A 25,540-nucleotide genomic window follows, 5' to 3' on the forward strand; every position below is an offset into this window, starting at 1 on the left:
CACCCTCGCGAAGGGCAGCACGATGACCCGCACTCCCGACCCGGCGTCCGGCAGCTCCGCCGCCGCGTCGCCCCGCCGGGAGCCCGCGCCTGCCCTCGCCGACACCCAGCGCGCCCACTGGCAGCAGACCTACCAGACCCACCCCGGCATGTACGGCGAGCGGCCCTCCGCCCCGGCCGAGCACGCCGCCCGGGCCTTCGCCGCCGCCGGCGCCCACCAGGTCCTCGAACTCGGCGCCGGCCACGGCCGCGACGCGCTCCACTTCGCCCGCTCGGGATTCAGCGTGCTGGCCACCGACTTCAGCGCGACCGGCCTGGCACAGCTGCGCGGCGCCGCCGCCGAACACGGCCTGGCCGAGCGGGTGCGCACCGCCGTGCACGACGTCCGCGAGCCGCTGCCCCTCCCCGACGCCTCCGTCGACGCGGTCTTCGCCCACATGCTGCTCTGCATGGCGCTCAGCACCGAGGAGCTCGGAGCGCTGGTCGCCGAGGTGCGCCGGGTGCTGCGCCCGGGCGGCACCTTCGTCTACACCGTCCGCCACACCGGCGACGCCCACTACGGCGCCGGCACCGGCCACGGGGACGACATCTGGGAACACGGCGGCTTCGCCGTCCACTTCTTCCCCCGCGAGCTGGTGGACCGGCTCGCCGAGGGCTGGCACCTCATCGAGGTCCACCCCTTCGAGGAGGGCGAACTGCCCCGCCGCCTCTGGCGCATCACCCAGGAGACCCCCCGATGACCACCCCGGACCAGGCCACCCCCGACCGGACCGCCCCCGACCAGGCCACCCCGAACGAGACCACCGCCCACGCCGCCGGCCCCGACCTCACCATCGACGGCACCGGCCTGCTCTGCGTCCAACTCCTGCTCCGGCTGCGGGCCCGGATCGCCCACCTCCCGGCCGGCGCGGTGGTCCACATCCACACCACCGACCCGGCCGCCCCGCTCGACCTCCCCGCCTGGTGCCACCTGACCGGCCACGCGTACCTCGGCCCGGTCCCCTCCCCGGCCCCGGACCGCGAGGTGTACGCCCTGCGCCTCACCTCGTCCCCGGTCCCGACCCGCCCCGACCGCCCCTGGCACCCCGCCCCCGCATCCCCCTCCACCACGGACTGACCGGAAAAATCCCCGCGCGCCCACCGCCTCCCCCGGTGAAGACTGCCCCCATGCCCCCCGCAGTCCCCACCCCGGACGGCCCGCACGCCAACCGCCTCCTCGGCCACCCGCCCGACGCCCGCCTCCTGCTGCTCAACTGCGACGACCTCGGCCTGGACGAGTCCGTCAACCTCGCCGTCATCGAAGCGATCCGGCAGGGCATCGCCGCCTCCGCCAGCCTGATGACCACGTGTCACGCCGCCCCGCACGCGCTCCAACTGCTGCGCCGCCACCCGGAGATCCCCTTCGGCGTCCACCTCACCCTGGTCTGCGAGACCCCGCACCTGCGGTGGGGCCCGCTCACCGCCCGTGACCGGGTGCCCTCCCTGTTGGACCCCTCCGGCGAGCTGTACGCCCCCACCCCCGCAGGCCGCGCCGCACTGGCCGCCCGCGCCCGACTCGACGACGTGGAGCGCGAGTTCCGCGCCCAGATCGACGCGGTCGGCCCCAGCGGCCTCAGCCCGACCCACCTGGACTTCCACTGCCTCGCCGACGGCGGTCGCGACGACATCCTCGACCTCGCGCTCGCCCTCGGCGCCGAGTACGGGCTGGCGGTCCGGGTCTGGCTGCCGCCCGCTCTGGCGCGGATGCGCGAGCGCGGCCTGCCCGTGGTCGACCACGGCTTCCTGGACAGTTTCACCGTCCCGCCGGCGGACAAGTCCGCCCACTACGCCCGGCTGCTGGCCGACCTCCCGCCGGGCCTGACCGAGTGGGCCGTCCACCCGAGCCTCACCACCGGCCCCGGCCCCCCGCCGGACCACCGACCGGCCGACGACGCTCCGGCCGACGACGGTTGGCAGGTGCGCCGCACCGACTACGAGTTCCTGGTGTCCGCCGAGGCCCGCCGACTGATCGCCGAGCACGGCATCACCGTGCTCGACTACCGCCCGCTGCAGGAAGCCTGGCGAGCCGCCCGAGGACGGGTCACGCCGGACCCCGCCCCGGACACCCGGTGTGCCACGATGAGGAGAATTCGTAACGACCGTACCCCGCAGGGAGGTTGACCACCATGGATCCGATCCTCGACTGCCACTGGCGCGACCAGGACGGCGGGTGGGCACTGACCGTCGGCCGCAACGGTGCCGAGTGGGAGCTGTTCGCGGCCGGACCGCAGTGGTCCGAGTCGCTGCCCTTCGCCGGCCCCGACGAGGTCCGCCGCCTCGCCCAGGCCCTGCTCGACCTGCCGGCCGAGCCCGAGCCGTACGAGTGCGCGTGGCAGCTCTCCCGGAGGGGCCAGACGGCCGCCGGGGGGCGGCCCGACCGCCACGCGTCCCTCACGGTCGGGCTCGACCCCGGCGGCGACCACCGCCCGTACCTCGCCTACCGGTCCTTCCCCGACCCGGGCCACGCCACCGGCCACGCCCCCGGCCTCGACTTCGAGGCGATCTGCGAGGACCCGCCGGTCGACCACCTCCGCGCCCAGGCGCACGCCTTCCTCACCAACTGCCCCGGCCCGCCGCCCCGCTGGCCGTAGCCCCGGCCCACCGCCCCGGTCCGCAGCCGTAGCCGTAGCCACAGCCCCGGTCCGCAGCCGCTCCGCCGGGAGCAGCGCCTCAGGCGGTGCGCCGCAGCAGCGCCAGGTACATCGCGTCGGTCCCGTGCAGGTGCGGCCACAGCTGCACGTCCGGCCCGTCCCCGAGCGCCGGGACGCCGGGCAGCAGCGGCCGGGCGTCGATCCACTCGACCCGGCCGCCTTCCTCGCGCAGCACGTCGTCGACCACGGCCCGGGTCTCCGCGAGGTGCGGCGAGCAGGTCGCGTAACCGACCACGCCGCCGACCCTGGTGGCCTCGATCGCGGAGCGCAGCAGGTCCCGCTGCAGCGGCCCGAAGGCGGCGACGTCGGCCGGCCGGCGGCGCCAGCGCGCCTCCGGGCGGCGCCGCAGCGCGCCCAGACCGGAGCACGGCACGTCGACCAGGACCCGGTCGAAGCCCTCGGAGCGCCAGGCCGGGCGGGTCCCGTCGGCCGCGATCACCGTGTACGGGCCGGGGTTGCCCTCCAGCGCCCGCGCCACCAGCCGGGCCCGGTGCGGCTGCTTCTCGCTCGCGACGAGCCCGGCGCCCCGCTCCGCGGCCAGCGCGCCGAGCAGTGCGGCCTTGCCGCCGGGCCCGGCGCAGCCGTCCAGCCAGAGCCGGTCCGGGCCCTCCAGCGGTGCCGCGGCCAGCGCCAGCGCGACCAGCTGGCTGCCCTCGTCCTGGACGCCGGCCCGGTTCTCCCGGACGGCGGTCAGCGTGCCCGGGTCGCCGCCCTCGGCGAGCCGCAGCGCGAACGGGGACCAGCGGCCGGGCTGGGCCTCGGGCAGCGCGTCGGCCAGCTCGCCGACGGTGACCCGACCGGGCCGGGCGACCAGGGTGACCTCGGGCCGGTCGTTGTCGGCGCGCAGCAGTTCCTCGATCGCGGTGCGTCCGGCCGCGTCCGGCTGCCAGCGGCCGAGCGAGTCCCAGAGCGCCGAGACCACCCAGCGCGGGTGCGAGTGCACGACCGCCAGGTGGTCCTCGGCGTCCTTGTCGTACGCCGGGGCGACCCGCTCGATCCAGGCGTCCAGGTCGTGGGCGCTGATCCGGCGCAGCACGGCGTTGACGAACTTGGCCTTGCCGTCGCCGAGCACCACCCGGGCCAGCTCGACGGTCGCCGAGACCGCCGCGTGGCTGGGGATGCGGGTGGTGAGCAGCTGGTGGGCGCCGAGCGAGAGGACGTCCAGCACCGGCGGGTCGACCTTGCTCAGCGGCCGGTCGATGCAGGCCGCGATGATCGCGTCGTAGGTGCCCTGGAGGCGCAGCGTGCCGTAGACCAGCTCGGTGGCGAGGGCGGCGTCGCGCCGGTCCATGCCCTTCTGCTCGGCCTCGCGCAGCAGGGACGGCAGGATCAGGTTGGCGTACGCGTCGCGCTCGTCGACGGCGCGCAGGGCGCGGAACGCGACGATCCGGGCCGGGTCCTTCTTCGGCCGACGGTGCGGACGGGGGGCGCGCTGGGCGCCGGCGGGGGTGTTCGGGGACGTGCTCACAGATACCTCAAAGTGCTGCGGTGGTTATTTCGTACGAACAGTAACGCCGATCCGGAGCCTCAGCCTCCGAGACCTCCGAGACCTCCGAGGTCTCCGAGGTCTCCGAACCGCTCCCCCGCCTCCAGCCGCGCCCCACGCGCCCAGTCGGCCGCCCGCATCTCCTTCTTCCCCTGCGGACGCACCTCCCCGAGCTCGATGTCGTGGCTCCCGGTCCCGACCCGCACGCTGTTCTTGCCGACCATCGCGACCTCGCCGGGCGCCAGCTCGGCGGCCTCCGGCAGCAGCTTGACCGGCCCGGTGACCTTCAGCCGCTCGCCCCGGAACTCCGTCCAGGCCCCCGGCGCCGGGGCGCAGCCGCGCACCACCCGGTCGATCCGCAGGGCGGGGTGGCTCCAGTCGATCCGCGCGTCCTCGACGGTGATCTTCGGCGCGAGCGTGATGCCGTCGGCGGGCTGCGGCACGGCCTGCAGCGAGCCGTCCTCGATCCCGTCCATGGTGGCGGCGAGCAGTCGGGCGCCGGAGTGCGACAGCCGGGTGAGCAGTTCGCCGCTGGTGTCGCTCGGGCGGATCGCCTCGGTGATCACGCCGTAGACCGGGCCGGAGTCCAGGCCCTGCTCGATCAGGAAGGTGGAGGCGCCGGTGACCTCGTCGCCGGCCAGCACCGAGTGCTGGACGGGCGCCGCGCCGCGCCAGGCCGGCAGCAGCGAGAAGTGCAGGTTGACCCAGCCGTGCTTGGGGATCTCCAGCGTGCCGGGCCGCAGCAGCGCGCCGTAGGCGACCACCGGGCAGCAGTCGGGGGCGAGTTCGGTGAGCCGGGCGACGAAGTCGGGGTCACTGGGCTTCGCCGGCTTGAGGACCTCGATCCCGGCCTCCTCGGCGCGCTGGGCGACGGGGCTGGCGACCAGCTTGCGCCCGCGTCCGGCGGGGGCGTCGGGGCGGGTGACCACCGCGACCACCTCGTGCCGGTCGGAGGCGATCAGCGCGTCCAGGGCGGGAACGGCGACCTCGGGGGTACCGGCGAAGACGAGACGCATCAAGTGCCTTTCTGCAGACGGGAATTCGATGGAGCGAGAGTTCGACGGAGCGAGCGTCAGCGCGCAGCGCCGAACGTACTGTGCGGCGACACCTTGACCACCGGCGCCGGCCCGGCGCCCCACTCGGCCTCCCGGATCGCCTTCAGCGCGGCCTTGCGCTGCTCCCGGTCGAGCCGGTCGATGAAGATGATGCCGTCCAGGTGGTCGGTCTCGTGCTGGATGCACCGGGCGAGCAGCTGGGTGCCCTCCAGGGTGACCGGATCGCCGTACATGTTGAAGCCCTTGGCCACCACGCCGTACGCCCGCCTGGTGTCGTAGCGCAGCCCGGGCAGCGAGAGGCAGCCCTCCGGGCCCTCCTGCTCGTCCTCGCTCAGCGACAGGTCCGGGTTGATCAGATGCCCGGTGACGCCGTCCACGTGGTAGGTGAACACCCGCAGCGAGACGCCGAGTTGGGGCGCGGCAAGGCCGGCGCCGGGGGCGTCGAGCATGGTCTCGGTGAGGTCGGCGACCAGGTTGCGCAGTTCCTTGTCGAAGGTGGTCACCGGCTGGGCGGTGGCCCGCAGGACGGGGTCTCCGAAGAGACGGATCGGCTGGATCGCCACGGGGTACGGGCTCCTGTCCGGGTGGGCGCGGGCTCACGGGCAACGACTGGTTCCCCGCAAGTCTATGCAACCCGCCCGCACATCCCGCCGGGCCGTCCCCCACGCTCCGCCGGGCCGCCACCACACGCTCCGCCGGGCGGCCCCCGGACGCCCGCGTCGGCCGTTGGCATATCCCGACTCTGCCGAGCCGCGTTACCCCGGCCCCCGCTCCCGCGTTGGTCAAGAGAGATTGACCGGGGCCGGGCGCGCGGGACACCGCGCCCCGGCCGAGCTGAACCGTACGGAAGGTGGCACGTAGGCCATGGCCGAGCAGATCAACCACGACGCCCGGGCGCGGGCGAGCCTGCACCTGCTGGTGCGGGACATCGAGCGGGTGAGGCGCCAGGTCGACGCGCTGCGGACGCTCACCGCCCAACTGGGCAACGTCTACCGACCGCGCCGCCCGAGCACCTCGGCCGGCTTCGTGGTGTACGGACGCGCGCCCGCGCCGACCGTGCGCCTGGCGCAGGAGCTGCGGGAGAGCGTGGAGACCCTGGTGGCGGCGGCGGTCGAGTTCGACCGGGCGCTCGGGTTCTCCTGGGACTCGGTGGGCTCCGCCCTCGGGGTCACCAAGCAGGCGGTGCACCGCCGTTACGGCATGCGCCGCCCGACCAGCGAACTCCTCGCCGCCAGCAGCGCCGTCCCGGGCCCCGCCCGCCCGGACCGCTCCGAGGACCTGCCCGCCCCGACCGAACGCGGCGGCCTGGCCGCCACCGTCCCCGCGGCCCGCCAGGGCGGCCTGGACCGCTCCAGCCTGGAGCGCAACTCCCTCGACCGCACCCCGATCGACCGCCCGGGCATCGACCGCACCCCCCTCGACCGCACCCCGATCGACCGCTCCGGCATCGACCGCCCGGGCATCGACCGCACCCCCCTCGACCGCGACCGCACCCCGGTCGAGCGCCCGCAGACCGGCATCCCTCTCCGCGGCTGACCACCCCCGCACGGACCGGGCCATCCCGGGGCGGGGTGGCCCACTCACCCCGCCCCAGTACGGCCCCCAGCACGGCCACCCCGGCAGCGCCCTACCCGATGTCCGTCGGATCCACCCGCACCCGCACCGGCTCCGCCGTCCGCAGCGCGATCCGCGCGATCTGCGCCGCCTTGAGCGCCGCCGCCAGCGCGGCCCCCTGCCCCGGCGCCACCCGCAGCAGCGCCCGCTCCTGCTCCTCCCCGCGCAGCGCGGGCACCGGCACCGGCCCCAGCACGTCCGCGCCCTCCGGCAGCCGGACCAGGTTCAGCAGATCGGCGACGGCCGCCGGGCTCCCGCTCACCGCGGCCATCCGCGACACCGGCGGGAAGTGCAGCTGCGCCCGTTCGTCCCGTTCCAGCCCGGCGTGCCCGAGCGGGTCCCAGCGCACCAGCGCCTGCACCGGCCGGGCCGAGGGCTCGGCCACCACCACGACCGTCCCGCCCTCCGTCGAGGGCCGGGCGAGCGCGGCCGCCGCCAGCCAGAGCCGCAGCGTCTCCTCCCCGGCCCGCAGGTCGGGCCGGCTCAGCAGCGCCCAGCCGTCCAGCAGCAGCACCGCCCCGTAGCCGCCACCGCCCTCGACCACCGGTTCCGCCCCGGGCGTGGAGATCACCAGCGAGGGTTCGTCGGGAACGGTGTCCAGCACCGCGTCCCGCCCCGAGGTCCGGACCGGGATCCGCGGGAAGGCCTTGCCCAGTTCCTCCGCGGTGCGCCGGGCGCCGACCACCTGGGCCCGCAGCCGGAAGGAGCCGCACTCGGGGCAGTGCCAGTCGTTCTCCGCCTCCCCGCACCAGCTGCAGGACAGCGCGGCGTCCGCCGAGGGCGCCTCCAGCGGCCCTTCGCAGCGCCGGCAGCGGGCGGGCGTCCGGCAGCGCCCGCAGGCCAGCCGGGGCACGTAGCCGCGCCGGGGCACCTGGATGAGCACCGGGTGCCCGGCCGCCAGCGCCTCCCGGGCGGCCTCCCAGGCCACCGAGGGCAGCCGGGCGGCCTGGGCGGCGGCGTCCCGGTGCTGGTCCTGGTCGGTGACGGTGCGCACCCGCGGCGCGACCTGCCGCACCGTCTCCCGGTCGGCGACCAGCGGCCGTGCCCACCCGGTGCTGACCAGCTGGGCGCCCTCCACCGTCACGGCGTGCCCGCCGAGCAGGACGGCGGCGCCCTCCTCGGCGGCGCGCAGCAGTGCCACCTCGCGCACGTGCGGGTGCGGGGCGCGCGGATCGCTGTGGCTGCCGTCGCCGTCGGACCAGACCACGACCAGCCCGAGGTCGCGCACCGGCGCGAACATGGTGGCCCTGGTCCCGATCGCGACGTGCACCGACCCGCGGCTGACCGCGAGCCAGCGCCGGTAGCGTTCGCGCGGGCCGAGCTCGGCCTCCAGGGCGGAGTGGAGGCCGGGTCCGAGGAGTTCGGTCAGCGCCCGGTCCACCCGGGCCACCGACCGCCGGTCCGGCAGCACGACCAGCGCGCCGCGCCCGCCGGCCAGCGTCGCGGCGACCGCCCGGGCGATCTCGTACGGCCAGCCGGGCCCCGGCAGCGCCGCCCACACCGCGCGCGGCGAACCGCCGCCGGCCAGCGCGGCGAGGAAGTCCGGTCCGGCGGGGTAGCGCTGCCAGCCGCCCGGGGCGGGCGCCGGCGGCCGGGGCAGCGGCGGTGGCGAGGGCTCGGCCTCGGCCTTGGCGTGCCGGGGCGGTACCGCCAGCTGCAGCACGTCGGCCAGGGTGCCGGCGTAGCGGTCGGCGACGGTGCGGCACAGCCGCAGCAGCTGCGGGGTGAGCACCGGTTCGGGTGAGAGCACCTGGGCGAGCGGGGCGAGCGGTCCGGCGAAGTCGCTCTTCTCCAGCCGGGCGACGATGAACCCGTCGTGCAGTTCCCCGCCCTCGCGCTGGCCCCTGACCACCCGCGCGCCGAAGCGCACCCGCACCCGGACGCCCGGCTGGGCCTCCTCGGCCATGGCGGCCGGCACCTCGTAGTCGAAGAGCTTGTCGATGGTGAGCACGCCCTTGTCCACCACCACCCGGGCCACCGGCAGGTGCTCGGCCCGCTTGGCGCCCTTCCAGGTCCGTGGCTTGGCCCGCTTGACCGTCTCCCGGATGAACGCCAGCTGCTCCGGCTCGGCGGCCCCGTTCTCCCCTGTGCTGCTCATCGCTCCCAAGTACTACCAGGTCACACCGACACCGCGCACACAGCGGAGCGGCGCCCGCCCCGAACGGGGGCGGACGCCGCTTCGAAGAACGCCGGGAGGTCAGGCCTGCACGGCGGCCTTGAGCTGCTCGACCCGGTCGGTGCGCTCCCAGGTGAAGTCCGGCAGCTCACGGCCGAAGTGGCCGTACGCGGCGGTCTGCGAGTAGATCGGACGCAGCAGGTCCAGGTCGCGGATGATCGCGGCCGGGCGCAGGTCGAACACCTCGGAGACAGCCTTCTGGATGTCCAGGACCGGGACGGTCTCGGTGCCGAAGGTCTCCACGAACAGGCCGACCGGCTCGGCCTTGCCGATCGCGTACGCGACCTGGACCTCGGCGCGGCGGGCGAGGCCGGCGGCGACGATGTTCTTCGCCACCCAGCGCATCGCGTACGCGGCCGAGCGGTCCACCTTGGACGGGTCCTTGCCGGAGAAGGCGCCGCCACCGTGGCGGGCCATGCCGCCGTAGGTGTCGATGATGATCTTGCGGCCGGTGAGGCCGGCGTCGCCCATCGGGCCGCCGATCTCGAAGCGACCGGTCGGGTTGACCAGCAGGCGGTAGCCCTCGGTGGTCAGCTTGATGCCCTGGTCGGCCAGCGCCTTCAGCTCCGGCTCCACGACGAACTCGCGGATGTCCGGGGTGAGCAGCGACTCCAGGTCGATGTCCGAGGCGTGCTGGGTGGAGACGACCACGGTGTCGAGGCGGACGGCCTTGTCGCCGTCGTACTCGATGGTGACCTGGGTCTTGCCGTCGGGGCGCAGGTACGGGATGGTCCCGTTCTTGCGGACCTCGGTGAGGCGGCGGGAGAGGCGGTGCGCCAGGGTGATCGGCAGCGGCATCAGCTCGGGCGTCTCGTCCGACGCGTAGCCGAACATCAGGCCCTGGTCGCCGGCACCCTGCTTGTCCAGGTCGTCCTCGTCGCCCTCGACGCGGGCCTCGTACGCGGTGTCGACACCCTGCGCGATGTCGGGCGACTGGGCACCGATGGACACCGACACGCCGCAGGAGGCGCCGTCGAAGCCCTTCTTGGAGCTGTCGTAGCCGATCTCCAGGATCTTGTCCCGGACGAGCTGGGCGATCGGGGCGTACGCCTTGGTCGTCACCTCGCCGGCCACGTGCACCTGGCCGGTGGTGATGAGCGTCTCCACGGCGACCCGGGAGGTCGGGTCCTCACGGAGGAGAGCGTCAAGGATGGTGTCGCTGATCTGGTCAGCGATCTTGTCGGGGTGTCCCTCGGTCACGGACTCCGAGGTGAACAGGCGGCGAGACACAGCGCTCCCTGGGGTTGCAGCGGCTGCTGACTGAAGGCCCCCGGCGAACCGGGGACATCCGGAAAGACTTGATTCCTGGAGTCTAACCGGCTGGTTCCGTCGAACGTCCACCGCTTCCGGAAATCAAGACCGTTCTTGAGCGGGGCTCGATCAGTTCCGACCCGGTTCCAGCCGCTTTGCGACCAGATCCCACACCACGTCCGCGAGCGCCTCCTTGGGCCCCACCGGTACGGGGGTCTCACTGCCGTCCGCGCCCAGCACCACGGCCTCGTTGACGTCCTGCCCGAAAGCCTTGCCGTCGCCCACCTCGTTGACGACCAACAGGTCGCAGCCCTTGCGGGCGAGCTTGGCGCGGCCGTTGGCGAGCACGTCGTCGGTCTCCGCCGCGAAACCCACCACCAGTTGACCCGAACGGGGCCGGTGGGCCGACAGCTCGGCCAGCACGTCGGGGTTGCGGACCAGCGCGACCGGCGCCGGCTCGACCCCCTCGACCTTCTTGATCTTGCCGGTCGCGTACTCGGCGGGCCGGAAGTCGGCCACCGCCGCGGCCATCACCACGGCGTCCGCGTCCGCGGCCGCCTTCAGCGCCGCCTCGCGCAGTTCCAGCGCGGTCGAGACGTGCACCACGTCCACGCCCGCCGGGTCGGGCAGCTCGGCGTTGGCCGAGACCAGGGTCACCCGCGCCCCGCGCGCCGCGGCGGTCACCGCCAGCGCGTAGCCCTGCTTGCCGGAGGAGCGGTTGCCGAGGAAGCGCACCGGGTCCAGCGGCTCCCGGGTGCCGCCGGCCGAGACCACCACGTGCCGCCCGGCCAGGTCGGTCGGCACCGGCCCGCCGCGGCGCAGCACGGCCCGGCAGGCCTCGAAGATCGCGCCGGGCTCGGGCAGCCGCCCCTTGCCGGTGTCCTTGCCGGTGAGCCGCCCGACGGCCGGCTCCAGCACGATCACACCGCGCCGGCGCAGGGTGGCGACGTTCTCCCGGGTGGCCGGGTGCTCCCACATCTCGGTGTGCATCGCGGGCGCCAGGACGACCGGGCAGCGGGCGGTGAGCAGGGTGTTGGTCAGCAGGTCGTCGGCCAGCCCGTGGGCGGCCTTGGCGATCAGGTCGGCGGTGGCGGGGGCGACCACCACCAGGTCGGCCTGCTGCCCGATCCGCACGTGCGGCACCTCGTGCACGCGCTCCCAGGTCTCGGTGGCGGCCGGACGGCCGGAGAGCGCGGCCCAGGTGGCCTCGCCGACGAAGTGCAGCGCCGCCGCGGTGGGCACCACGGTGACCTGGTGGCCGGACTCGGTGAACCGGCGCAGCAGCTCGCACGCCTTGTAGGCGGCGATCCCGCCGCTGACACCCAGAGCCACGCGGGGAGCGTCCACAGTCAGACACGACCTTTCTTCCGATCCGGAACCCGCCCACCCTACGACCCCTCGGCCGCCCCCCACACCGTGGCCCGGCCCACACCACGGCCCAGCCCACACAGCGGCCCGGCCCACACCGGATCCCGCACACCGGAAAACGCCGGAGGGCCCGGCGGAGTGTCTCCGCCCGGCCCTCCGGGAAAAAGTGCGGGGCTGCCTCAGGCGGCGCCCTCGACCGCCTCGGCGGTCAGCATGCCCGCGTTGATCTCGCGCAGCGCGATCGACAGCGGCTTCTCGTGCACGTGGGTGTCGACCAGCGGGCCGACGTACTCCAGCAGGCCCTCGCCGAGCTGGGAGTAGTACGCGTTGATCTGACGCGCGCGCTTGGCGGCGTAGATCACGAGGCTGTACTTCGAGTCGGTGGCCTCAAGCAGCTCGTCGATCGGCGGGTTGATGATGCCCTCGGGCGCGGTCATGGAAGAGGACACGCGAAAACCTTCCGAAAGGGTGGAAAAGACTGACAGGTCAGGCTACACCGAGCAAGGCTAGCAGTTCGGCCGCTACCTGCTCGACGGAGGTGTTGACAAGGGTCGAGTCGAACTCGGCCTCGGCCGCAAGCTCGACCTTGGCCGCCTCCAGCCGCCGGTCGATCACCTCCTGCGACTCGGTGCCCCGGCCGGTGAGCCGGCGGACCAGCTCCTCCCAGCTCGGCGGAGCCAGGAAGACCAGCTGGGCCTCCGGCATCGACTCGCGCACCTGGCGGGCACCCTGCAGATCGATCTCCAGCAGGACGGGCTCGCCGCGCTCCAGCTTCTCCAGGACCGCCGCACGCGGGGTCCCGTAGCGGTTCCCGGCGAACTCGGCCCACTCCAGCAGCTCGCCGTTGGCGATCAGCTTGTCGAACTCGTCGTTGTCGACGAAGTGGTACTGGACCCCGTTCTTCTCGCCGGGCCTCGGGTGCCGGGTGGTGGCCGACACCGAGAGCCAGACCTCGGGGTACATCTTCCTCATATGAGCGACGACCGTGCTCTTGCCGACCCCCGAGGGGCCGGAGAGCACGGTCAGCCGCGGACGCTCACTCATGCACCGATTATCCCGGATCGCGGACGATCCCGGGACCACGGGGGCACGGTCAGGCGGCGCCACCGCCGAACTCCCGCTCCAGGGAAGCGATCTGGTTCGTTCCGAGACCGCGGACACGGCGGCTCTCGCTGATGCCGAGGCGCTCCATGATCTGCTTGGCACGAACCTTGCCGACGCCCGGAAGGGACTCCAGCAGGGCGGACACCTTCATCTTGCCGATGACGTCGTTGTCGTTCTTGCCGGCCTTGATCACATCGTGCAGGGAGGCACCGGAGTGCTTGAGCCGGTTCTTGACCTCGGCGCGCTCCCGGCGAGCCTCGGCGGCCTTGGCGAGCGCGGCGGTGCGCTGTTCAGGGGTAAGGGGCGGAAGAGCCACGCCGTTCACCTCAGGGTGTGGAAGGAAGGGATTGAGCTATGACTGGTTTGGTACCGGGCACACCGTCCGCAAGGGGAGCCCAATGGGGAACCACAGGGCCCTGACCTGCGGGAGCTACGGGTTTCGCGGCTCGCCGATGACCTATCGCCGGACACTACCCGGATTGCGGCGCCGCGTCAGGAAAAGAACACGAAAAGTCCTGGTCAGCCAGGGCCGACCAGGACTTTCCAGGGCAAAATGACCGTGATTGCGAAACTTTGACGGGCTCGATGTGACGGCGCTCACGTCGACTCCGGTGCCGCCCCGCCGTCCTGCGGACACTGCGCACGGTCACCGGACGGCTACCGGCCGGGCCCGCTCCGCTACTTGACGGCGTCCGCCGGGTCATGTGAGAGGTTCCCCTCCGCTACCCGGCGGACACCCGCGCCGCCCTCCGGCGACGCCCTCCCGGCTACTTGACGGCGTCCGCGAACTCGCCGACGAAGCGCTCCGCCGCCGCCCGCAGCGCCGGCACCGACGGCCCGTGCTTGAGCACGTCCCGGCTGACGCTCGGCACCACGTTCAGCACCGAGGCGCCGAACACCCGCGGCAGGTCCGCCATGGTCGCGCCCTGGGCGCCGATCCCGGGGGCCAGCAGCGGGCCGTTGATGGCCAGGTCCACGCCCGCGTCGGCCAGCGTCGCGCCGACCACCGCGCCGAAGGAGCCCAGCGGCGCGGCGTCCGCGTTCTCCGCCGCCAGCTGCCGCAGCACCGAGGCCGCGACCGGCTCGCCGTCCGCCCCGACCGCGCGCTGCACCTCGGCGCCCTCCGGGTTGGAGGTGAGGGCCAGCGCGAACACCCCGCAGCCCTGCTCACGGGCCAGGTCCAGGGCCGGGCGCAGCGAGCCGAAGCCCAGGTACGGGCTGACCGTGACGGCGTCCGAGAACAGCGGGCTGCCGGGCGACAGGAAGGCCTCCGCGTAGGCGGCCATGGTGGAGCCGATGTCGCCGCGCTTGGCGTCCATCAGCACCAGCGCGCCGGCCGCCCGGGCCTCCTCGACGCTCTTCTCCAGCACCGCGACGCCCTTGCTGCCGAAGCGCTCGAAGAAGGCGGCCTGCGGCTTGAGCACGGCCACCCGGTCGGCCAGCGCCTCCACCACGGTGCGGCTGAAGGTCTCCAGCCCGGCGAGGTCGTCGCCGAGCCCCCAGGCGGAGAGCAGGGAGGCGTGCGGGTCGATCCCGACGCAGAGCTGGCCGCGGGTGTCGAGGGCCTGGCGCAGCCGGGCGCCGAACGGGGCGAGGGTCATGTCGTCCACTCCGAAGGTCGTACGGGGGTTCAGGAGGCGTTCTTGGGGTCGCGCACGGCGCTGCCGACGGCCGCCGCCAGGTCGCGGAAGCCCGCGGCGCGGATCCGGGCGGACAGGCCCTTGTGGACCCGGCGGCACCAGAACGGCCCCTCGTAGATGAAGGCGCTGTAGCCCTGCACCAGGTCTGCGCCGTGGATGATCCGCTGCCAGGCGTCCTCGGCGGTCTCCACGCCGCCGACCGAGACCAGGGTCAGCCGGCCGCCGGTGCGGGCGCGCAGCCGCTGCAGCACCTCCAGGGCGCGGGCCTTCAGCGGGGCGCCGGACAGGCCGCCCATGCCGATCTCCTCGACCCGCTTCGGGTCGGCCCGCAGGCCCTCCCGGCCGATCGTGGTGTTGGTGGCGATGATGCCGTCCAGGCCCAGTTCCAGGGCGAGGTCGGCGACCGCGTCGACGTCCTCGTCGGCCAGGTCGGGGGCGATCTTGACCAGCAGCGGCACGTGGTGCGCGGTGGTGCGGTCGGCGGCCTCGCGCACCGCGGCGAGCAGCGGGCGCAGGTGGTCGACGGCCTGGAGGTTGCGCAGCCCGGGGGTGTTCGGCGAGCTGACGTTGACCACCAGGTAGTCGGCGTACTTGGCCAGCCGCTCGGTCGACTTGACGTAGTCGGCGACCGCGTCGGCCTCCTCGACCACCTTGGTCTTGCCGATGTTGACGCCGATCACCGGGGTGGAGCTGGTGTGCGGGCGGGCGGCCAGCCGGGCGGCGACCCGGGCCGAGCCCTGGTTGTTGAAGCCCATCCGGTTGATCAGCGCGCGGTCCTCGACCAGCCGGAACAGCCGGGGCGCCGGGTTGCCGGGCTGGGGCTCGCCGGTGATGGTGCCGATCTCGACGTAGTCGAAGCCGAGCATCGCCAGGCCGTCGATGCCGACGCCGTTCTTGTCGAAGCCGGCCGCGAGCCCGAACGGGCCGGGCAGGTCCAGGCCGAGGGCCCGGGTGCGCAGCGCCCGGTCGCGCGGGGCGAGCACCAGCCGCACCAGGGTGCGCAGGCCGGGCACGGAGGAGGCGAGCCGGATCCAGAAGAAGGCGAGGTGGTGGGCCTTCTCCGGGTCCATCTTCTTGAACACGAGGTCGAACAGGAACTTGTACAAGGGGGGTCAACTCCCGGATCGATGACCGTACTTGGTCATGGAAGTGGGGGGCACCCGACTGGCTCCGGTGCCCCCCACTGCGGTGGTGCTACTTGCGGCCGGCGTTGATCAGCGCGGCGTGCTCCTGGAGCGACATCACTCCGACCTCGTCACGCAGCAGCGCGTCCATGCCCTGGACCGCGGCCCCCATCGCCTGGACGGTGGTGAGGCACGGCACCCCGCGGGAGACCGCGGCGGTGCGGATCTCGTAGCCGTCGAGGCGCCCGCCGGTGCCGTACGGCGTGTTGATGATCAGGTCGACCTCGCCGTCGTGGATCAGCTGGACGATGGTCCGCTCACCGTTCGGGCCCTCGCCCTCGCTGTGCTTGCGCACCAGCGTGGACGGGATGCCGCCGCGGTGCAGCACCTCGGCGGTGCCGGCGGTGGCGAGCACCTCGAAGCCGAGGCCGACCAACGCCCGGGCCGGGAAGACCAGGTTGCGCTTGTCCCGGTTGGCGACCGAGACGAAGACCTTGCCCTTGGTCGGCAGCGCGCCGTACGCACCGGACTGGGCCTTGGCGTACGCGGTGCCGAAGACCCGGTCGATGCCCATGACCTCGCCGGTGGAGCGCATCTCGGGGCCGAGCACGGTGTCCACGCCGCGGCCGTGGATGTCGCGGAAGCGGCTCCACGGCATCACGGCCTCCTTGACCGCGATCGGCGCGTCGGCGGGCAGCGTGCCGCCGTCGCCCTCGGCCGGCAGCAGGCCCTCGGCGCGCAGCTCGGCGATGGTGGCGCCGAGCGAGATCCGGGCGGCGGCCTTGGCCAGCGGCACCGCGGTCGCCTTGGAGGTGAACGGGACGGTGCGGGAGGCGCGCGGGTTGGCCTCCAGCACGTAGAGGATGTCCCCGGCCAGCGCGAACTGGATGTTGATCAGGCCGCGGACGCCGACACCGCGCGCGATGGCCTCGGTGGAGGTGCGCAGGCGCTTGATGTCGTAGCCGCCGAGGGTGATCGGGGGCAGCGCGCAGGCGGAGTCGCCGGAGTGGATGCCGGCCTCCTCGATGTGCTCCATGACGCCGCCGAGGTAGAGCTCGGTGCCGTCGTAGAGCGCGTCGACGTCGATCTCCACCGCGTCGTCCAGGAAGCGGTCGATCAGCACCGGGTGCTCGGAGATCAGACCGGCGTGCCGCTCCAGGTAGGAGGCGAGCGAGGCCTCGTCGTAGACGATCTCCATGCCGCGGCCGCCGAGCACGTAGGACGGGCGGGCCAGCACGGGGTAGCCGATCTCGTCGGCGATCGCCTTGGCCTCCGCGAAGGAGAAGGCGGTGCCGTGCTTGGGCGCGGGCAGCCCGGCGTCGCGCAGCACCCGGCCGAAGGCGCCGCGCTCCTCGGCGAGGTCGATCGCCTCGGGCTGGGTGCCGACGATCGGCACGCCGTTGTCCTTGAGCGCCTGGGCCAGGCCCAGCGGGGTCTGGCCGCCGAGCTGGACGATCACACCGGCCAGCGGGCCGGCCTGCTGCTCGGCGTGGACGATCTCCAGCACGTCCTCCAGGGTGAGCGGCTCGAAGTAGAGCCGGTCGGAGGTGTCGTAGTCGGTGGAGACGGTCTCCGGGTTGCAGTTGACCATCACGGTCTCGTACCCGGCCTCGGCGAGCGCGAAGGAGGCGTGCACGCAGGAGTAGTCGAACTCGATGCCCTGGCCGATCCGGTTCGGGCCCGAGCCGAGAATGATCACGGCCGGCTTGGTGCGCGGGGCGACCTCGCTCTCCTCGTCGTACGAGGAGTAGAAGTACGGGGTCTTGGCGGCGAACTCGGCGGCGCAGGTGTCGACGGTCTTGTACACCGGGCGGATGCCGAGCGCGTGCCGCACCTCGCGGACCACGTCCGGCTTCAGGCCGCGGATCTCGCCGATCTGCTGGTCGGAGAAGCCGTGCCGCTTGGCGTGGCGCAGCAGCTCGGGGGTGAGCTCGGCGGCCTCGGCCAGCTCGCCGGCGATCTCGTCCAGCAGGAAGAGCTGGTCGACGAACCACGGGTCGATCTTGGTGGCCTCGAACACCTCCTCCGGGGTGGCACCGGCCCGGACGGCGTCCATCACGGTGTTGATCCGGCCGTCGGTCGGCACGACCGCCTTGGTCAGCAGCTCCGCCTTGTCGCCGAGGGGGCCGGTCCAGCCGAACTGGGAGCCCTTCTTCTCCAGCGAGCGCAGCGCCTTCTGCAGTGCCTCGGGGAAGTTGCGGCCCATGGCCATGGCCTCGCCGACCGACTTCATGGTGGTGGTGAGGGTGGCGTCGGCGCTCGGGAACTTCTCGAACGCGAACCGCGGCACCTTGACCACGACGTAGTCGAGGGTCGGCTCGAAGGAGGCCGGGGTCTGCTCGGTGATGTCGTTGGGGATCTCGTCCAGGGTGTAGCCGACGGCCAGCTTGGCGGCGATCTTGGCGATCGGGAAGCCGGTGGCCTTGGAGGCGAGGGCCGAGGAGCGGGAGACGCGCGGGTTCATCTCGATCACGATGACCCGGCCGTCGTCGGGGTTGACGGCGAACTGGATGTTGCAGCCGCCGGTGTCGACGCCGACCTCGCGGATCACGGCGATGCCGATGTCGCGCAGGATCTGGTACTCGCGGTCGGTGAGGGTCATCGCCGGGGCGACGGTGATCGAGTCACCGGTGTGCACGCCCATCGGGTCGAAGTTCTCGATGGAGCAGACGACCACGACGTTGTCGTTCTTGTCGCGCATCAGCTCCAGCTCGTACTCCTTCCAGCCGAGGATGGACTCCTCCAGGAGCACCTCGGTGGTCGGCGAGAGGGCCAGGCCCTGGCCGGCGATCCGGCGCAGGTCCTCCTCGTTGTGGGCGAAGCCGGAGCCGGCGCCGCCCATGGTGAAGGAGGGGCGCACCACGACCGGGTAGCCGCCGAGCGTGTCGACGCCGGCCAGCACGTCGTCCATGGAGTGGCAGATGACCGAGCGGGCGGACTCGCCGTAGCCGATCTTGGCCTTGACGGCCTCGACGACGCCCTTGAAGAGCTCGCGGTCCTCGCCCTTGTTGATCGCCACCACGTCGGCGCCGATCAGCTCGACGCCGTACTTCTCCAGCGTGCCCGCCGCGTGCAGCGAGATCGCGGTGTTCAGCGCGGTCTGGCCGCCCAGGGTCGGCAGCAGCGCGTCGGGGCGCTCCTTGGCGATGATCTTCTCGACGAACTCCGGGGTGATCGGCTCGACGTAGGTGGCGTCGGCGATCTCCGGGTCGGTCATGATCGTGGCCGGGTTGGAGTTGACCAGCACGACCCGCAGGCCCTCGGCCTTGAGGACGCGGCAGGCCTGGGTGCCCGAGTAGTCGAACTCGGCGGCCTGGCCGATGACGATCGGGCCGGAGCCGATCACCAGGACGGACTTGATGTCAGTGCGCTTAGGCACGCTGGCCCTCCATGAGCTTCACGAAGCGGTCGAACAGGTAGGCGGCGTCGTGCGGGCCGGCGGCCGCTTCGGGGTGGTACTGCACGCTGAAGGCGGGGACGTCGAGCGCCTGCAGGCCCTCGACCACGTCGTCGTTGAGGCAGACGTGGGAGACCTCGACCCGCCCGTAGGGGGTGTCGCTCACCTTGTCCAGCGGCGCGTTCACGGCGAAGCCGTGGTTGTGGGCGGTCACCTCGACCTTGCCGGTGGTGCGGTCCTGCACCGGCTGGTTGATGCCGCGGTGGCCGTACTTGAGCTTGTAGGTGCCGAAGCCCAGCGCGCGGCCGAGGATCTGGTTGCCGAAGCAGATCCCGAAGAACGGGGTCTTCCGCTCCAGCACGCCCTGCGCGACGGCGACCTGGTGGTCGGCGGTGGCCGGGTCGCCCGGGCCGTTGGAGAAGAACACGCCGTCCGGGTTGACGGCGTAGACGTCCTCCAGGGTGGAGTTGGCCGGCAGCACGTGCACCTCGATGCCGCGCTCGGCCATCCGCTGCGGGGTCATCGCCTTGATGCCGAGGTCCAGCGCGGCGACGGTGAACTTCTTCTCACCGATCGCGGGGACGACGTACGCCTCGGTGGTGGCCACCTCGGCGCACAGGTCGGCGCCCTTCATCTCGGGCGACTGCTGCACCCGGGCGAGCAGCGCGGCCGGGTCGGCCAGCGCCTCGCCGGAGAAGATGCCGCAGCGCATCGCGCCGCGCTCGCGCAGGTGGCGGGTCAGCGCGCGGGTGTCGATGCCGCTGATGCCGACGACGCCCTGGCGGTCGAGCTCCTCGTCCAGCGAGCGGCGGGAGCGCCAGTTGGACGCCACCCGGGCGGGGTCGCGCACGACGTACCCGGCGACCCAGATCTGCTTGGACTCGTCGTCCTCGTCGTTCCAGCCGGTGTTGCCGATCTGCGGGGCGGTCATCACGACCACCTGGCGGTGGTACGACGGGTCGGTCAGGGTCTCCTGGTAGCCGGACATGCCGGTGTTGAAGACCGCCTCGCCGAAGGTCTCGCCGGTCGCGCCGTAGGCCTGGCCGCGGAAGGTCCGGCCGTCCTCCAGGACGAGCACGGCGGGGACACGCTCCCGCCGTTGGCGCTGCGTGGTGGGGGCAGGTGCGGTCATTGCGCGGCCTCTTCCGTCTTCTTCGTCTTCGTAGTACGTGTGGCGAGCTCGTTGATCGCCTCGACCCAGGCGGCGTGCTCGTCGGGGTGGTCGGCCCGGAAGCCGGAGTCCAGCTCGGCGCCCTCGTGGGCCCAGCCGACCACCAGCAGTCCGGAGGGGACGACCTTGCCGGCGATCCCGGAGTCGGTCCGGGCACCGGTCAGGTGCTCGGCCGGGATCCAGAAGTCCACGTCACCGGGGCGCTGCACCAGCAGGCCGTCCTCGCCGAGGGTGAGGTCGGCCCGGCTGCGGGTGCCCAGGCCGTGCGCGACGACCCGGTCGAGCCAGTTCCCGGCGGTGGTGGTGCCGTGGTACCGGCCGCTGGTCTCCAGGATGGTCCGGCCGGCGCGGGCCGGCACGGCGGGCAGCGGCGGGATCCCGGACTGCAGGGTGCGCCGCCAGTTCCAGCCCTGGCGCATCAGCCAGTAGATCAGGCCGATGACGATCAGCAGGCCGATCGACCAGCCGATGTAGCCCGGCCAGTCCGTGACCCTCGCCTGCTCCTTGGCGAGCGTGGCGTGGTCCATCACTCCTGACCGCCCTGCTCGGCCAGCTCTCCGGCCAGTACCGTGGCGCGACCGCGCAGGAAGGTGGCGTGCACCCGTCCGGGCAGGTCCATGCCCTTGTAGGGCGTGTTGCGGCTGCGGGTGGCGAAGCTCTCGGGGTTCACGGCACCACGGTACGCGGGATCGAAGAGCACCAGGTTGGCGGGCTCACCAGCCGAGACCGGCCGGCCGTGCCCGGTGAGACGGCCGATCCGGGCCGGGCGGCGCGACATCCGGTCCGCGACGCCCTCCCAGTTCAGCAGGCCGGTGTCGACCATGGTCTGCTGCACGACCGACAGCGCGGTCTCCAGGCCGACCATGCCCATCGCGGCGACGGCCCACTCGCAGTCCTTGTCCTCGGCCGGGTGCGGCGCGTGGTCGGTGGCGACGGCGTCGATGGTGCCGTCGGCGAGCGCCTTGCGCAGCGCCTGGACGTCCTCGGCGGTGCGCAGCGGCGGGTTCACCTTGTACACCGGGTCGTAGGAGCGGACCAGCTCGTCGGTGAGCAGCAGGTGGTGCGGGGTGACCTCGGCGGTGACGTCCCAGCCCTTGGACTTGGCCCAGCGGACGATCTCCACCGAGCCGGCCGTGGAGAGGTGGCAGACGTGCAGCCGGGAGCCGACGTGCGCGGCGAGCAGCACGTCGCGGGCGATGATCGACTCCTCGGCGACGGCCGGCCAGCCGCCCAGCCCGAGCTCGCCGGAGACCTGGCCCTCGTTCATCTGGGCGCCCTCGGTCAGCCGCGGCTCCTGGGCGTGCTGGGCCACGACGCCGTCGAAGGCCTTGACGTACTCCAGGGCGCGGCGCATCAGCACCGCGTCGTCCACGCACTTGCCGTCGTCGGAGAAGACCCGGACGCCGGCCGCGGACTCGTGCATCGCGCCGAGCTCGGCGAGCTTCTTGCCCTCCAGGCCGACGGTGACGGCGCCGACCGGCTGCACGTCGCAGTAGCCGGCCTCCTGGCCGAGCCGCCAGACCTGCTCGACCACACCGGCGGTGTCGGCCACCGGGGTGGTGTTGGCCATCGCGTGCACGGCGGTGAAGCCGCCCATCGCGGCGGCCTGGGTACCGGTGAGGACGGTCTCGGCGTCCTCGCGGCCGGGCTCGCGCAGGTGGGTGTGCAGGTCGACCAGGCCGGGCAGCACGATCATGCCGGTGGCGTCGATCTCGATGTCGGCCTCGACGGCCAGGCCGGTGCCGATCTCCTTGATCACGCCGTCGGCGAGGTGGAGGTCCTGCGGGGCGCCGCCCAGGATCTTGGCGTTGCGGATCAGGTAGCTGGTCACTGAGCGGTCTCCACGGATTCGGTGCGGGCGGGCTCGGCGGGACCATCGGTGAAAACAGCGCCGCCGAGCAAGAGGTAAAGGACGGCCATCCGGATCGAGACGCCGTTGGCGACCTGCTCGACCACGGTGCAGCGCGGCGAGTCGGCGACCTCGGCGGTGATCTCCATGCCGCGGACCATCGGGCCGGGGTGCATCACGATGGCGTGCTCGGGCAGCTGGGCCATCCGGAGGCCGTTCATGCCGTAGCGGCGGCTGTACTCGCGCTCGGTCGGGAAGAACGCGGCGTTCATCCGCTCGCGCTGCACCCGCAGCATCATCAGCGCGTCGGTCTTGGGCAGCACGGCGTCCAGGCTGTAACTGACCTCGCAGGGCCAGTTCTCGATCCCGATCGGGACCAGCGTCGGCGGGGCGACGAAGGTCACCTGGGCACCGAGCGTGGTCAGCAGGTGCACGTTGGAGCGGGCGACCCGGCTGTGCAGGATGTCGCCGACGATGGTGACCCGGCGGCCCGCCAGGTCGTTCCCGAGGCCGGCGTTGAGGTGGCGGCGCATGGTGAAGGCGTCGAGCAGCGCCTGGGTGGGGTGCTCGTGGGTGCCGTCACCGGCGTTGATCACGCTGCCGTGCAGCCAGTCGGACTGGGCCAGCCGGGCCGGCGCGCCCGAGGCGTGGTGGCGGATGACGACCGCGTCGGCCCCCATCGCCTGGAGGGTCAGTGCGGTGTCCTTGAGGCTCTCGCCCTTGGAGACGGACGAGCCCTTGGCGGAGAAGTTGATGACGTCCGCGGACAGTCGCTTCTCGGCGGCCTCGAAGGAGGTCTTGGTCCGGGTGGAGTCCTCGAAGAAGAGGTTGACGACGGTGCGGCCGCGCAGCGTGGGCAGCTTCTTGACGGCCCGGCCGGAGAGCTGGGCCAGCTCCTCGGCGGTGTCCAGGATCAGCAGCGCGTCGTCGCGGCTGAGATCGGCGGCGGAGACGAGGTGGCGCTTCACGCGGGCTACTCCGGGAGGTGCGGTTCGGTGGGCTGGGGGGCCAGGGCCTGCGAGCTGCGGGCGGTGTAGTCGCGGTCGCCGACCAGGACGGCGTCCACACCGTCGGTGTCGGCCAGGCGGACCTGCACGGCCTCGCGCAGCGAGGTGGGGAGGTTCTTGCCCACGTAGTCGGCCCGGATCGGCAGCTCACGGTGGCCGCGGTCGACCAGGACGGCGAGCTGCACGGCGCGCGGGCGGCCGATGTCGCTCAGCGCGTCGAGGGCGGCCCGGATGGTGCGACCGGAGAACAGCACGTCGTCGACGAGGATGACCAGCTTGCCGTCGATCCCGCCGGGCGGGATCTCGGTGTGCTCCAGCGCCCGGGCGGGCTTCAGCCGCAGGTCGTCCCGGTACATGGTGATGTCCAGGGTGCCCAGCGGGATCTCGCGCCCGGTGATCTGGGCCAGCCGGCCGTGCAGGCGGCGGGCGAGGTGGACGCCCCTGGTGTGGATGCCGAGCAGCACGACGTCCTCCGCGCCCTTGGCGCGCTCGACGATCTCGTGCGCTATCCGGGTGACGACCCGGGCGATGTCCGTGCCGTCCAGCACCTGGTGCGGTGCGCGCGGCGTCGGTTCGTGGTGTGTGGTCATGCCGAAGCGGACCTCCTTCCCCGCCTCACTGGACGGGCCTTAAAGGATGTCTGGGAATCAGCCCCCGCCGACCGGGCGTGGGCTTCGGGTCATCCTATCAGCGCGCCGGACGGCCAACGGACCTCCATCATTCCGCTTCACCGGGTTCACGCACCGGACGCGCCGAGGATGCGGGCTATTCGCACGACTGCCCCATTCGGCTTGACGCAACTACCTTACTCTACGTAACCTCACAGTGAGTTACGAGACAGGCGTCGAACCCACCGGTAACGGCGTCGGCAGTCGCCCGTGACCCACCACTGAACGCGAAGCAATCTCGTCCGGGGAGATCAATGTCCAGCGACTACGCGAAGCAGCTCGGAGGCAAGCTCCGAGCGATCCGCACTCAGCAGGGGCTCTCCCTGCACGGTGTCGAGGAGAAGTCCCAGGGGCGCTGGAAGGCAGTCGTCGTCGGCTCGTACGAGCGCGGCGACCGTGCGGTCACCGTGCAGCGGCTGGCCGAGCTCGCCGAGTTCTACGGCGTGCCGGTGCAGGAACTGCTGCCCGGCGGCACCCCCGGCGGCGCGGCCGAGCCGCCGCCCCGCCTGGTCCTCGACCTGGAAAGACTGACCCAGGTCCCGTCCGAGAAGGCCGGACCGCTGCAGCGCTACGCGGCGACCATCCAGAGCCAGCGCGGCGACTACAACGGCAAGGTGCTGTCGATCCGCCAGGACGACCTGCGCACGCTGGCCGTCATCTACGACCAGTCGCCGTCGATCCTCACCGAGCAGCTGATCTCGTGGGGCGTGCTCAACCCCGACGCCCGCCGCGCGGTGCGCGAGGAGGACGCGGGCTGACGCTCGCCGCCAGCGATCGGTAGGCCTACCTGCGCCGAGCAATACCGGCCAGCAATACCAAGCAGAAACGTCACGGCGCGACCCCGGGGTTCCAGGGCCGCGCCGCGGCGCGTTCCGGGCCGGTCCGCTCAGCAGACCGTCCCGAGGCTGTAGCCCGGCTGGGCCGAGACGCCGTCCAGTCGCACCGGGCGGGCGGCCGGCGCCCAGTCCGGTCCGCCGCTCGACCAGGCCCAGGCGGCCGGCCGGAAGTGCCCGTCGGCGGCCGCCGCCGAGCCGTGCGAGCCCTGCGAACCGTGCAGCACGGCGACCGCGGGCAGCTCCAGCGCCAGCCCCGCGCAGAGCACCGCGCAGACCAGCTCCAGGTCCTCGTCGTTGATCCGCACCACGCCGTCCTCCCACTGGAGCACCCTGGCCGCCGCGGTCAGCTTCCCGCCCGGCGCGTCCACCTGCAGCCGCAGCTCGTACACCCCGGCGCCCGCGCCGACCAGCATCCGGCGGAACACCTCGCTCCCCCGCTGGTAGGCGGCGCGCACCCAGCGGGCGTGCTCCTCGTCCGTCTCCTCCGGCGCCGCGCCGCCGTCCGCTCCGCCACCGTCCGCTCCGCCACCGTGCAGTCCGCCGCCGTAGAGGCCGCCGTCGAGCAGCAGGTCGGCGTGGCAGAGCGTCAACCCGTTCTCCCGGGCCCGGACCAGCCGGGGCAGGAAGTCCCCGGCCAGCTCCTCGCCCTGGTAGGCCAGCAGCTGGGTCTGCAGCGGCGGGTTGACCAGGTAGCGGTCGCGGGCGGCCGGCTCGGCCGGGTCCAGGCCGTGCAGCAGGCAGAACTCCTCGAAGTCCTGCGGGTGGAACATCCGGGCCCGGACGGTCTCGAACCGCTCCAGCGCGTCGGCCAGCAGCTCGGCGGTGTCGGCCAGGTAGTGCTCGTAGTCGGGGGCGTCGCAGACCCCGTGGGCGCGGGCCCGCGCGAAGTCCGCGGCGCTGGTGAGCACCCCGATGACGAAGGCCTGCTCGGCCCCCTCCGCCCGCCGCTGCCGGTGGGGTGCCCGCAGCGCAGGGCGCAGACCGCCCGCGGTGCAGTCGGAGTTGCGGCGGGCGCGGCCCTTGCGGCTGGTCATCGGAGGCTCCTGGCGTCGGCGGGCGGCCGTCGAGCGGTGACGGTCAGCGGCGGAGCTCGCCGCTGACCGTG

24 protein-coding genes are annotated in these 25,540 nt (G+C 73.2%); 6 read left to right on the plus strand and 18 right to left on the minus strand.

The features are described from left to right. Positions 1-22: 22 nt before the first annotated feature. From ACIP4P_RS21740 to ACIP4P_RS21755, 4 genes are read left to right on the plus strand one after another with little or no spacing between them, the layout of a single operon-like run. Positions 23-739 carry a class I SAM-dependent methyltransferase gene (locus ACIP4P_RS21740; RefSeq protein WP_400920791.1) on the plus strand — a complete coding sequence of 239 codons (717 nt, stop codon included), beginning with the start codon at positions 23-25 and terminating at the stop codon, positions 737-739. Next, a complete protein-coding gene (locus ACIP4P_RS21745; protein ID WP_400920793.1) occupies positions 736-1,116 on the plus strand; it encodes a sulfurtransferase TusA family protein in 381 nt (126 codons plus the stop codon). Before ACIP4P_RS21740 ends, ACIP4P_RS21745 begins: the two co-directional genes overlap by 4 nt. 50 nt (positions 1,117-1,166) lie before the next feature. Then, the gene (locus ACIP4P_RS21750) at positions 1,167-2,159 is read left to right on the plus strand and encodes a ChbG/HpnK family deacetylase (RefSeq protein WP_400920795.1); all 993 of its coding nucleotides are present in this window, start codon (positions 1,167-1,169) and stop codon (positions 2,157-2,159) included. 5 nt (positions 2,160-2,164) lie between these two features. Next, the gene (locus tag ACIP4P_RS21755; protein WP_400920797.1) at positions 2,165-2,629 is read left to right on the plus strand and encodes a hypothetical protein; all 465 of its coding nucleotides are present in this window, start codon (positions 2,165-2,167) and stop codon (positions 2,627-2,629) included. Between the two features lie 79 nt (positions 2,630-2,708). Here the strand turns inward: ACIP4P_RS21755 and ACIP4P_RS21760 are convergent, their stop codons facing one another. Genes ACIP4P_RS21760 through def form a run of 3 tightly spaced genes read right to left on the minus strand, consistent with a single transcriptional unit; the run spans position 2,709 to position 5,793 of the window. Next, complete coding sequence (locus ACIP4P_RS21760; RefSeq protein WP_400920799.1) at positions 2,709-4,157, minus strand: RsmB/NOP family class I SAM-dependent RNA methyltransferase; 1,449 nt, start codon at positions 4,155-4,157, stop codon at positions 2,709-2,711. 59 nt (positions 4,158-4,216) lie between these two features. Continuing rightward, positions 4,217-5,191, minus strand: coding sequence for a methionyl-tRNA formyltransferase (gene fmt, locus ACIP4P_RS21765; protein WP_400920801.1), 975 nt, complete (start codon positions 5,189-5,191; stop codon positions 4,217-4,219). A 56-nt stretch (positions 5,192-5,247) separates the two neighbouring features. Further along, the gene (gene def, locus ACIP4P_RS21770; protein ID WP_350512856.1) at positions 5,248-5,793 is read right to left on the minus strand and encodes a peptide deformylase; all 546 of its coding nucleotides are present in this window, start codon (positions 5,791-5,793) and stop codon (positions 5,248-5,250) included. Between the two features lie 301 nt (positions 5,794-6,094). Here def and ACIP4P_RS21775 point away from each other — a divergent pair, with 301 nt between their 5' ends. Then, complete coding sequence (locus ACIP4P_RS21775; protein ID WP_400920804.1) at positions 6,095-6,766, plus strand: hypothetical protein; 672 nt, start codon at positions 6,095-6,097, stop codon at positions 6,764-6,766. A gap of 91 nt (positions 6,767-6,857) precedes the next feature. Here the strand turns inward: ACIP4P_RS21775 and ACIP4P_RS21780 are convergent, their stop codons facing one another. The 14 genes from ACIP4P_RS21780 to pyrR form a co-directional block, all read right to left on the minus strand. After that, positions 6,858-8,942, minus strand: a complete 2,085-nt coding sequence (locus tag ACIP4P_RS21780; RefSeq protein ID WP_400920806.1) for a primosomal protein N' — start codon at positions 8,940-8,942, stop codon at positions 6,858-6,860. Between the two features lie 99 nt (positions 8,943-9,041). Then, entirely contained in the window at positions 9,042-10,250 is a 1,209-nt protein-coding gene (metK, locus tag ACIP4P_RS21785) for a methionine adenosyltransferase (protein WP_400920808.1), read from the minus strand. Positions 10,251-10,400: 150 nt separating this feature from the next. Then, positions 10,401-11,618 (minus strand): bifunctional phosphopantothenoylcysteine decarboxylase/phosphopantothenate--cysteine ligase CoaBC, encoded by a 1,218-nt coding sequence (coaBC, locus tag ACIP4P_RS21790; RefSeq protein ID WP_400920810.1) that lies wholly within the window; start codon positions 11,616-11,618, stop codon positions 10,401-10,403. A 200-nt stretch (positions 11,619-11,818) separates the two neighbouring features. Beyond that, positions 11,819-12,088 carry a DNA-directed RNA polymerase subunit omega gene (gene rpoZ, locus ACIP4P_RS21795; RefSeq protein ID WP_188297240.1) on the minus strand — a complete coding sequence of 90 codons (270 nt, stop codon included), beginning with the start codon at positions 12,086-12,088 and terminating at the stop codon, positions 11,819-11,821. A gap of 37 nt (positions 12,089-12,125) precedes the next feature. Continuing rightward, positions 12,126-12,683 (minus strand): guanylate kinase, encoded by a 558-nt coding sequence (gene gmk / locus ACIP4P_RS21800; RefSeq protein ID WP_350512861.1) that lies wholly within the window; start codon positions 12,681-12,683, stop codon positions 12,126-12,128. A gap of 49 nt (positions 12,684-12,732) precedes the next feature. Next, on the minus strand, positions 12,733-13,059 hold the full coding sequence (gene mihF / locus ACIP4P_RS21805) for an integration host factor, actinobacterial type (RefSeq protein ID WP_350512862.1): 327 nt from the start codon (positions 13,057-13,059) through the stop codon (positions 12,733-12,735). A gap of 451 nt (positions 13,060-13,510) precedes the next feature. Further along, positions 13,511-14,344, minus strand: a complete 834-nt coding sequence (gene pyrF / locus ACIP4P_RS21810; RefSeq protein WP_400921074.1) for an orotidine-5'-phosphate decarboxylase — start codon at positions 14,342-14,344, stop codon at positions 13,511-13,513. A gap of 29 nt (positions 14,345-14,373) precedes the next feature. Then, a complete protein-coding gene (locus ACIP4P_RS21815; protein ID WP_400920814.1) occupies positions 14,374-15,489 on the minus strand; it encodes a quinone-dependent dihydroorotate dehydrogenase in 1,116 nt (371 codons plus the stop codon). A gap of 88 nt (positions 15,490-15,577) precedes the next feature. Further along, positions 15,578-18,886, minus strand: a complete 3,309-nt coding sequence (gene carB, locus ACIP4P_RS21820) for a carbamoyl-phosphate synthase large subunit (protein ID WP_400920816.1) — start codon at positions 18,884-18,886, stop codon at positions 15,578-15,580. Then, the gene (carA, locus tag ACIP4P_RS21825; protein ID WP_400920818.1) at positions 18,879-20,036 is read right to left on the minus strand and encodes a glutamine-hydrolyzing carbamoyl-phosphate synthase small subunit; all 1,158 of its coding nucleotides are present in this window, start codon (positions 20,034-20,036) and stop codon (positions 18,879-18,881) included. Before carA ends, carB begins: the two co-directional genes overlap by 8 nt. Beyond that, entirely contained in the window at positions 20,033-20,602 is a 570-nt protein-coding gene (locus ACIP4P_RS21830) for a hypothetical protein (protein ID WP_350512866.1), read from the minus strand. Before ACIP4P_RS21830 ends, carA begins: the two co-directional genes overlap by 4 nt. Continuing rightward, positions 20,602-21,906 (minus strand): dihydroorotase, encoded by a 1,305-nt coding sequence (locus tag ACIP4P_RS21835; protein ID WP_350512867.1) that lies wholly within the window; start codon positions 21,904-21,906, stop codon positions 20,602-20,604. The genes ACIP4P_RS21830 and ACIP4P_RS21835 overlap by 1 nt, the downstream gene beginning before the upstream one ends. Next, complete coding sequence (locus ACIP4P_RS21840; RefSeq protein ID WP_400920821.1) at positions 21,903-22,892, minus strand: aspartate carbamoyltransferase catalytic subunit; 990 nt, start codon at positions 22,890-22,892, stop codon at positions 21,903-21,905. The genes ACIP4P_RS21835 and ACIP4P_RS21840 overlap by 4 nt, the downstream gene beginning before the upstream one ends. Before the next feature lie 5 nt (positions 22,893-22,897). Next, on the minus strand, positions 22,898-23,521 hold the full coding sequence (gene pyrR, locus ACIP4P_RS21845; protein ID WP_350512869.1) for a bifunctional pyr operon transcriptional regulator/uracil phosphoribosyltransferase PyrR: 624 nt from the start codon (positions 23,519-23,521) through the stop codon (positions 22,898-22,900). A 332-nt stretch (positions 23,522-23,853) separates the two neighbouring features. Here pyrR and ACIP4P_RS21850 point away from each other — a divergent pair, with 332 nt between their 5' ends. Then, positions 23,854-24,357 carry a transcriptional regulator gene (locus ACIP4P_RS21850; RefSeq protein ID WP_030240641.1) on the plus strand — a complete coding sequence of 168 codons (504 nt, stop codon included), beginning with the start codon at positions 23,854-23,856 and terminating at the stop codon, positions 24,355-24,357. Between the two features lie 128 nt (positions 24,358-24,485). Here ACIP4P_RS21850 and ACIP4P_RS21855 read toward each other — a convergent pair whose 3' ends face one another. Next, positions 24,486-25,469: a hypothetical protein gene (locus tag ACIP4P_RS21855; RefSeq protein ID WP_400920824.1), complete on the minus strand. Its 984-nt coding sequence runs from the start codon at positions 25,467-25,469 to the stop codon at positions 24,486-24,488. Positions 25,470-25,540 lie beyond the last annotated feature (71 nt).

This window comes from Kitasatospora sp. NPDC089509, from assembly GCF_044749365.1.
Lineage (GTDB): Bacteria > Actinomycetota > Actinomycetes > Streptomycetales > Streptomycetaceae > Kitasatospora.

Excerpts from the sequence above, each read along its gene's own strand:
- fmt (WP_400920801.1), bottom strand. The coding sequence starts at position 5,191 with ATGCGTCTCGTCTTCGCCGGTACCCCCGAGGTCGCCGTTCCCGCCCTG.
- ACIP4P_RS21780 (WP_400920806.1), bottom strand. The coding sequence starts at position 8,942 with ATGAGCAGCACAGGGGAGAACGGGGCCGCCGAGCCGGAGCAGCTGGCG.
- pyrR (WP_350512869.1), bottom strand. The coding sequence starts at position 23,521 with ATGACCACACACCACGAACCGACGCCGCGCGCACCGCACCAGGTGCTG.
- ACIP4P_RS21855 (WP_400920824.1), bottom strand. The coding sequence starts at position 25,469 with ATGACCAGCCGCAAGGGCCGCGCCCGCCGCAACTCCGACTGCACCGCG.
- ACIP4P_RS21740 (WP_400920791.1), top strand. The coding sequence starts at position 23 with ATGACCCGCACTCCCGACCCGGCGTCCGGCAGCTCCGCCGCCGCGTCG.
- pyrF (WP_400921074.1), bottom strand. The coding sequence starts at position 14,344 with ATGACCCTCGCCCCGTTCGGCGCCCGGCTGCGCCAGGCCCTCGACACC.
- ACIP4P_RS21755 (WP_400920797.1), top strand. The coding sequence starts at position 2,165 with ATGGATCCGATCCTCGACTGCCACTGGCGCGACCAGGACGGCGGGTGG.
- ACIP4P_RS21830 (WP_350512866.1), bottom strand. The coding sequence starts at position 20,602 with ATGGACCACGCCACGCTCGCCAAGGAGCAGGCGAGGGTCACGGACTGG.
- ACIP4P_RS21850 (WP_030240641.1), top strand. The coding sequence starts at position 23,854 with ATGTCCAGCGACTACGCGAAGCAGCTCGGAGGCAAGCTCCGAGCGATC.
- carA (WP_400920818.1), bottom strand. The coding sequence starts at position 20,036 with ATGACCGCACCTGCCCCCACCACGCAGCGCCAACGGCGGGAGCGTGTC.
- ACIP4P_RS21750 (WP_400920795.1), top strand. The coding sequence starts at position 1,167 with ATGCCCCCCGCAGTCCCCACCCCGGACGGCCCGCACGCCAACCGCCTC.
- ACIP4P_RS21775 (WP_400920804.1), top strand. The coding sequence starts at position 6,095 with ATGGCCGAGCAGATCAACCACGACGCCCGGGCGCGGGCGAGCCTGCAC.
- gmk (WP_350512861.1), bottom strand. The coding sequence starts at position 12,683 with ATGAGTGAGCGTCCGCGGCTGACCGTGCTCTCCGGCCCCTCGGGGGTC.
- ACIP4P_RS21745 (WP_400920793.1), top strand. The coding sequence starts at position 736 with ATGACCACCCCGGACCAGGCCACCCCCGACCGGACCGCCCCCGACCAG.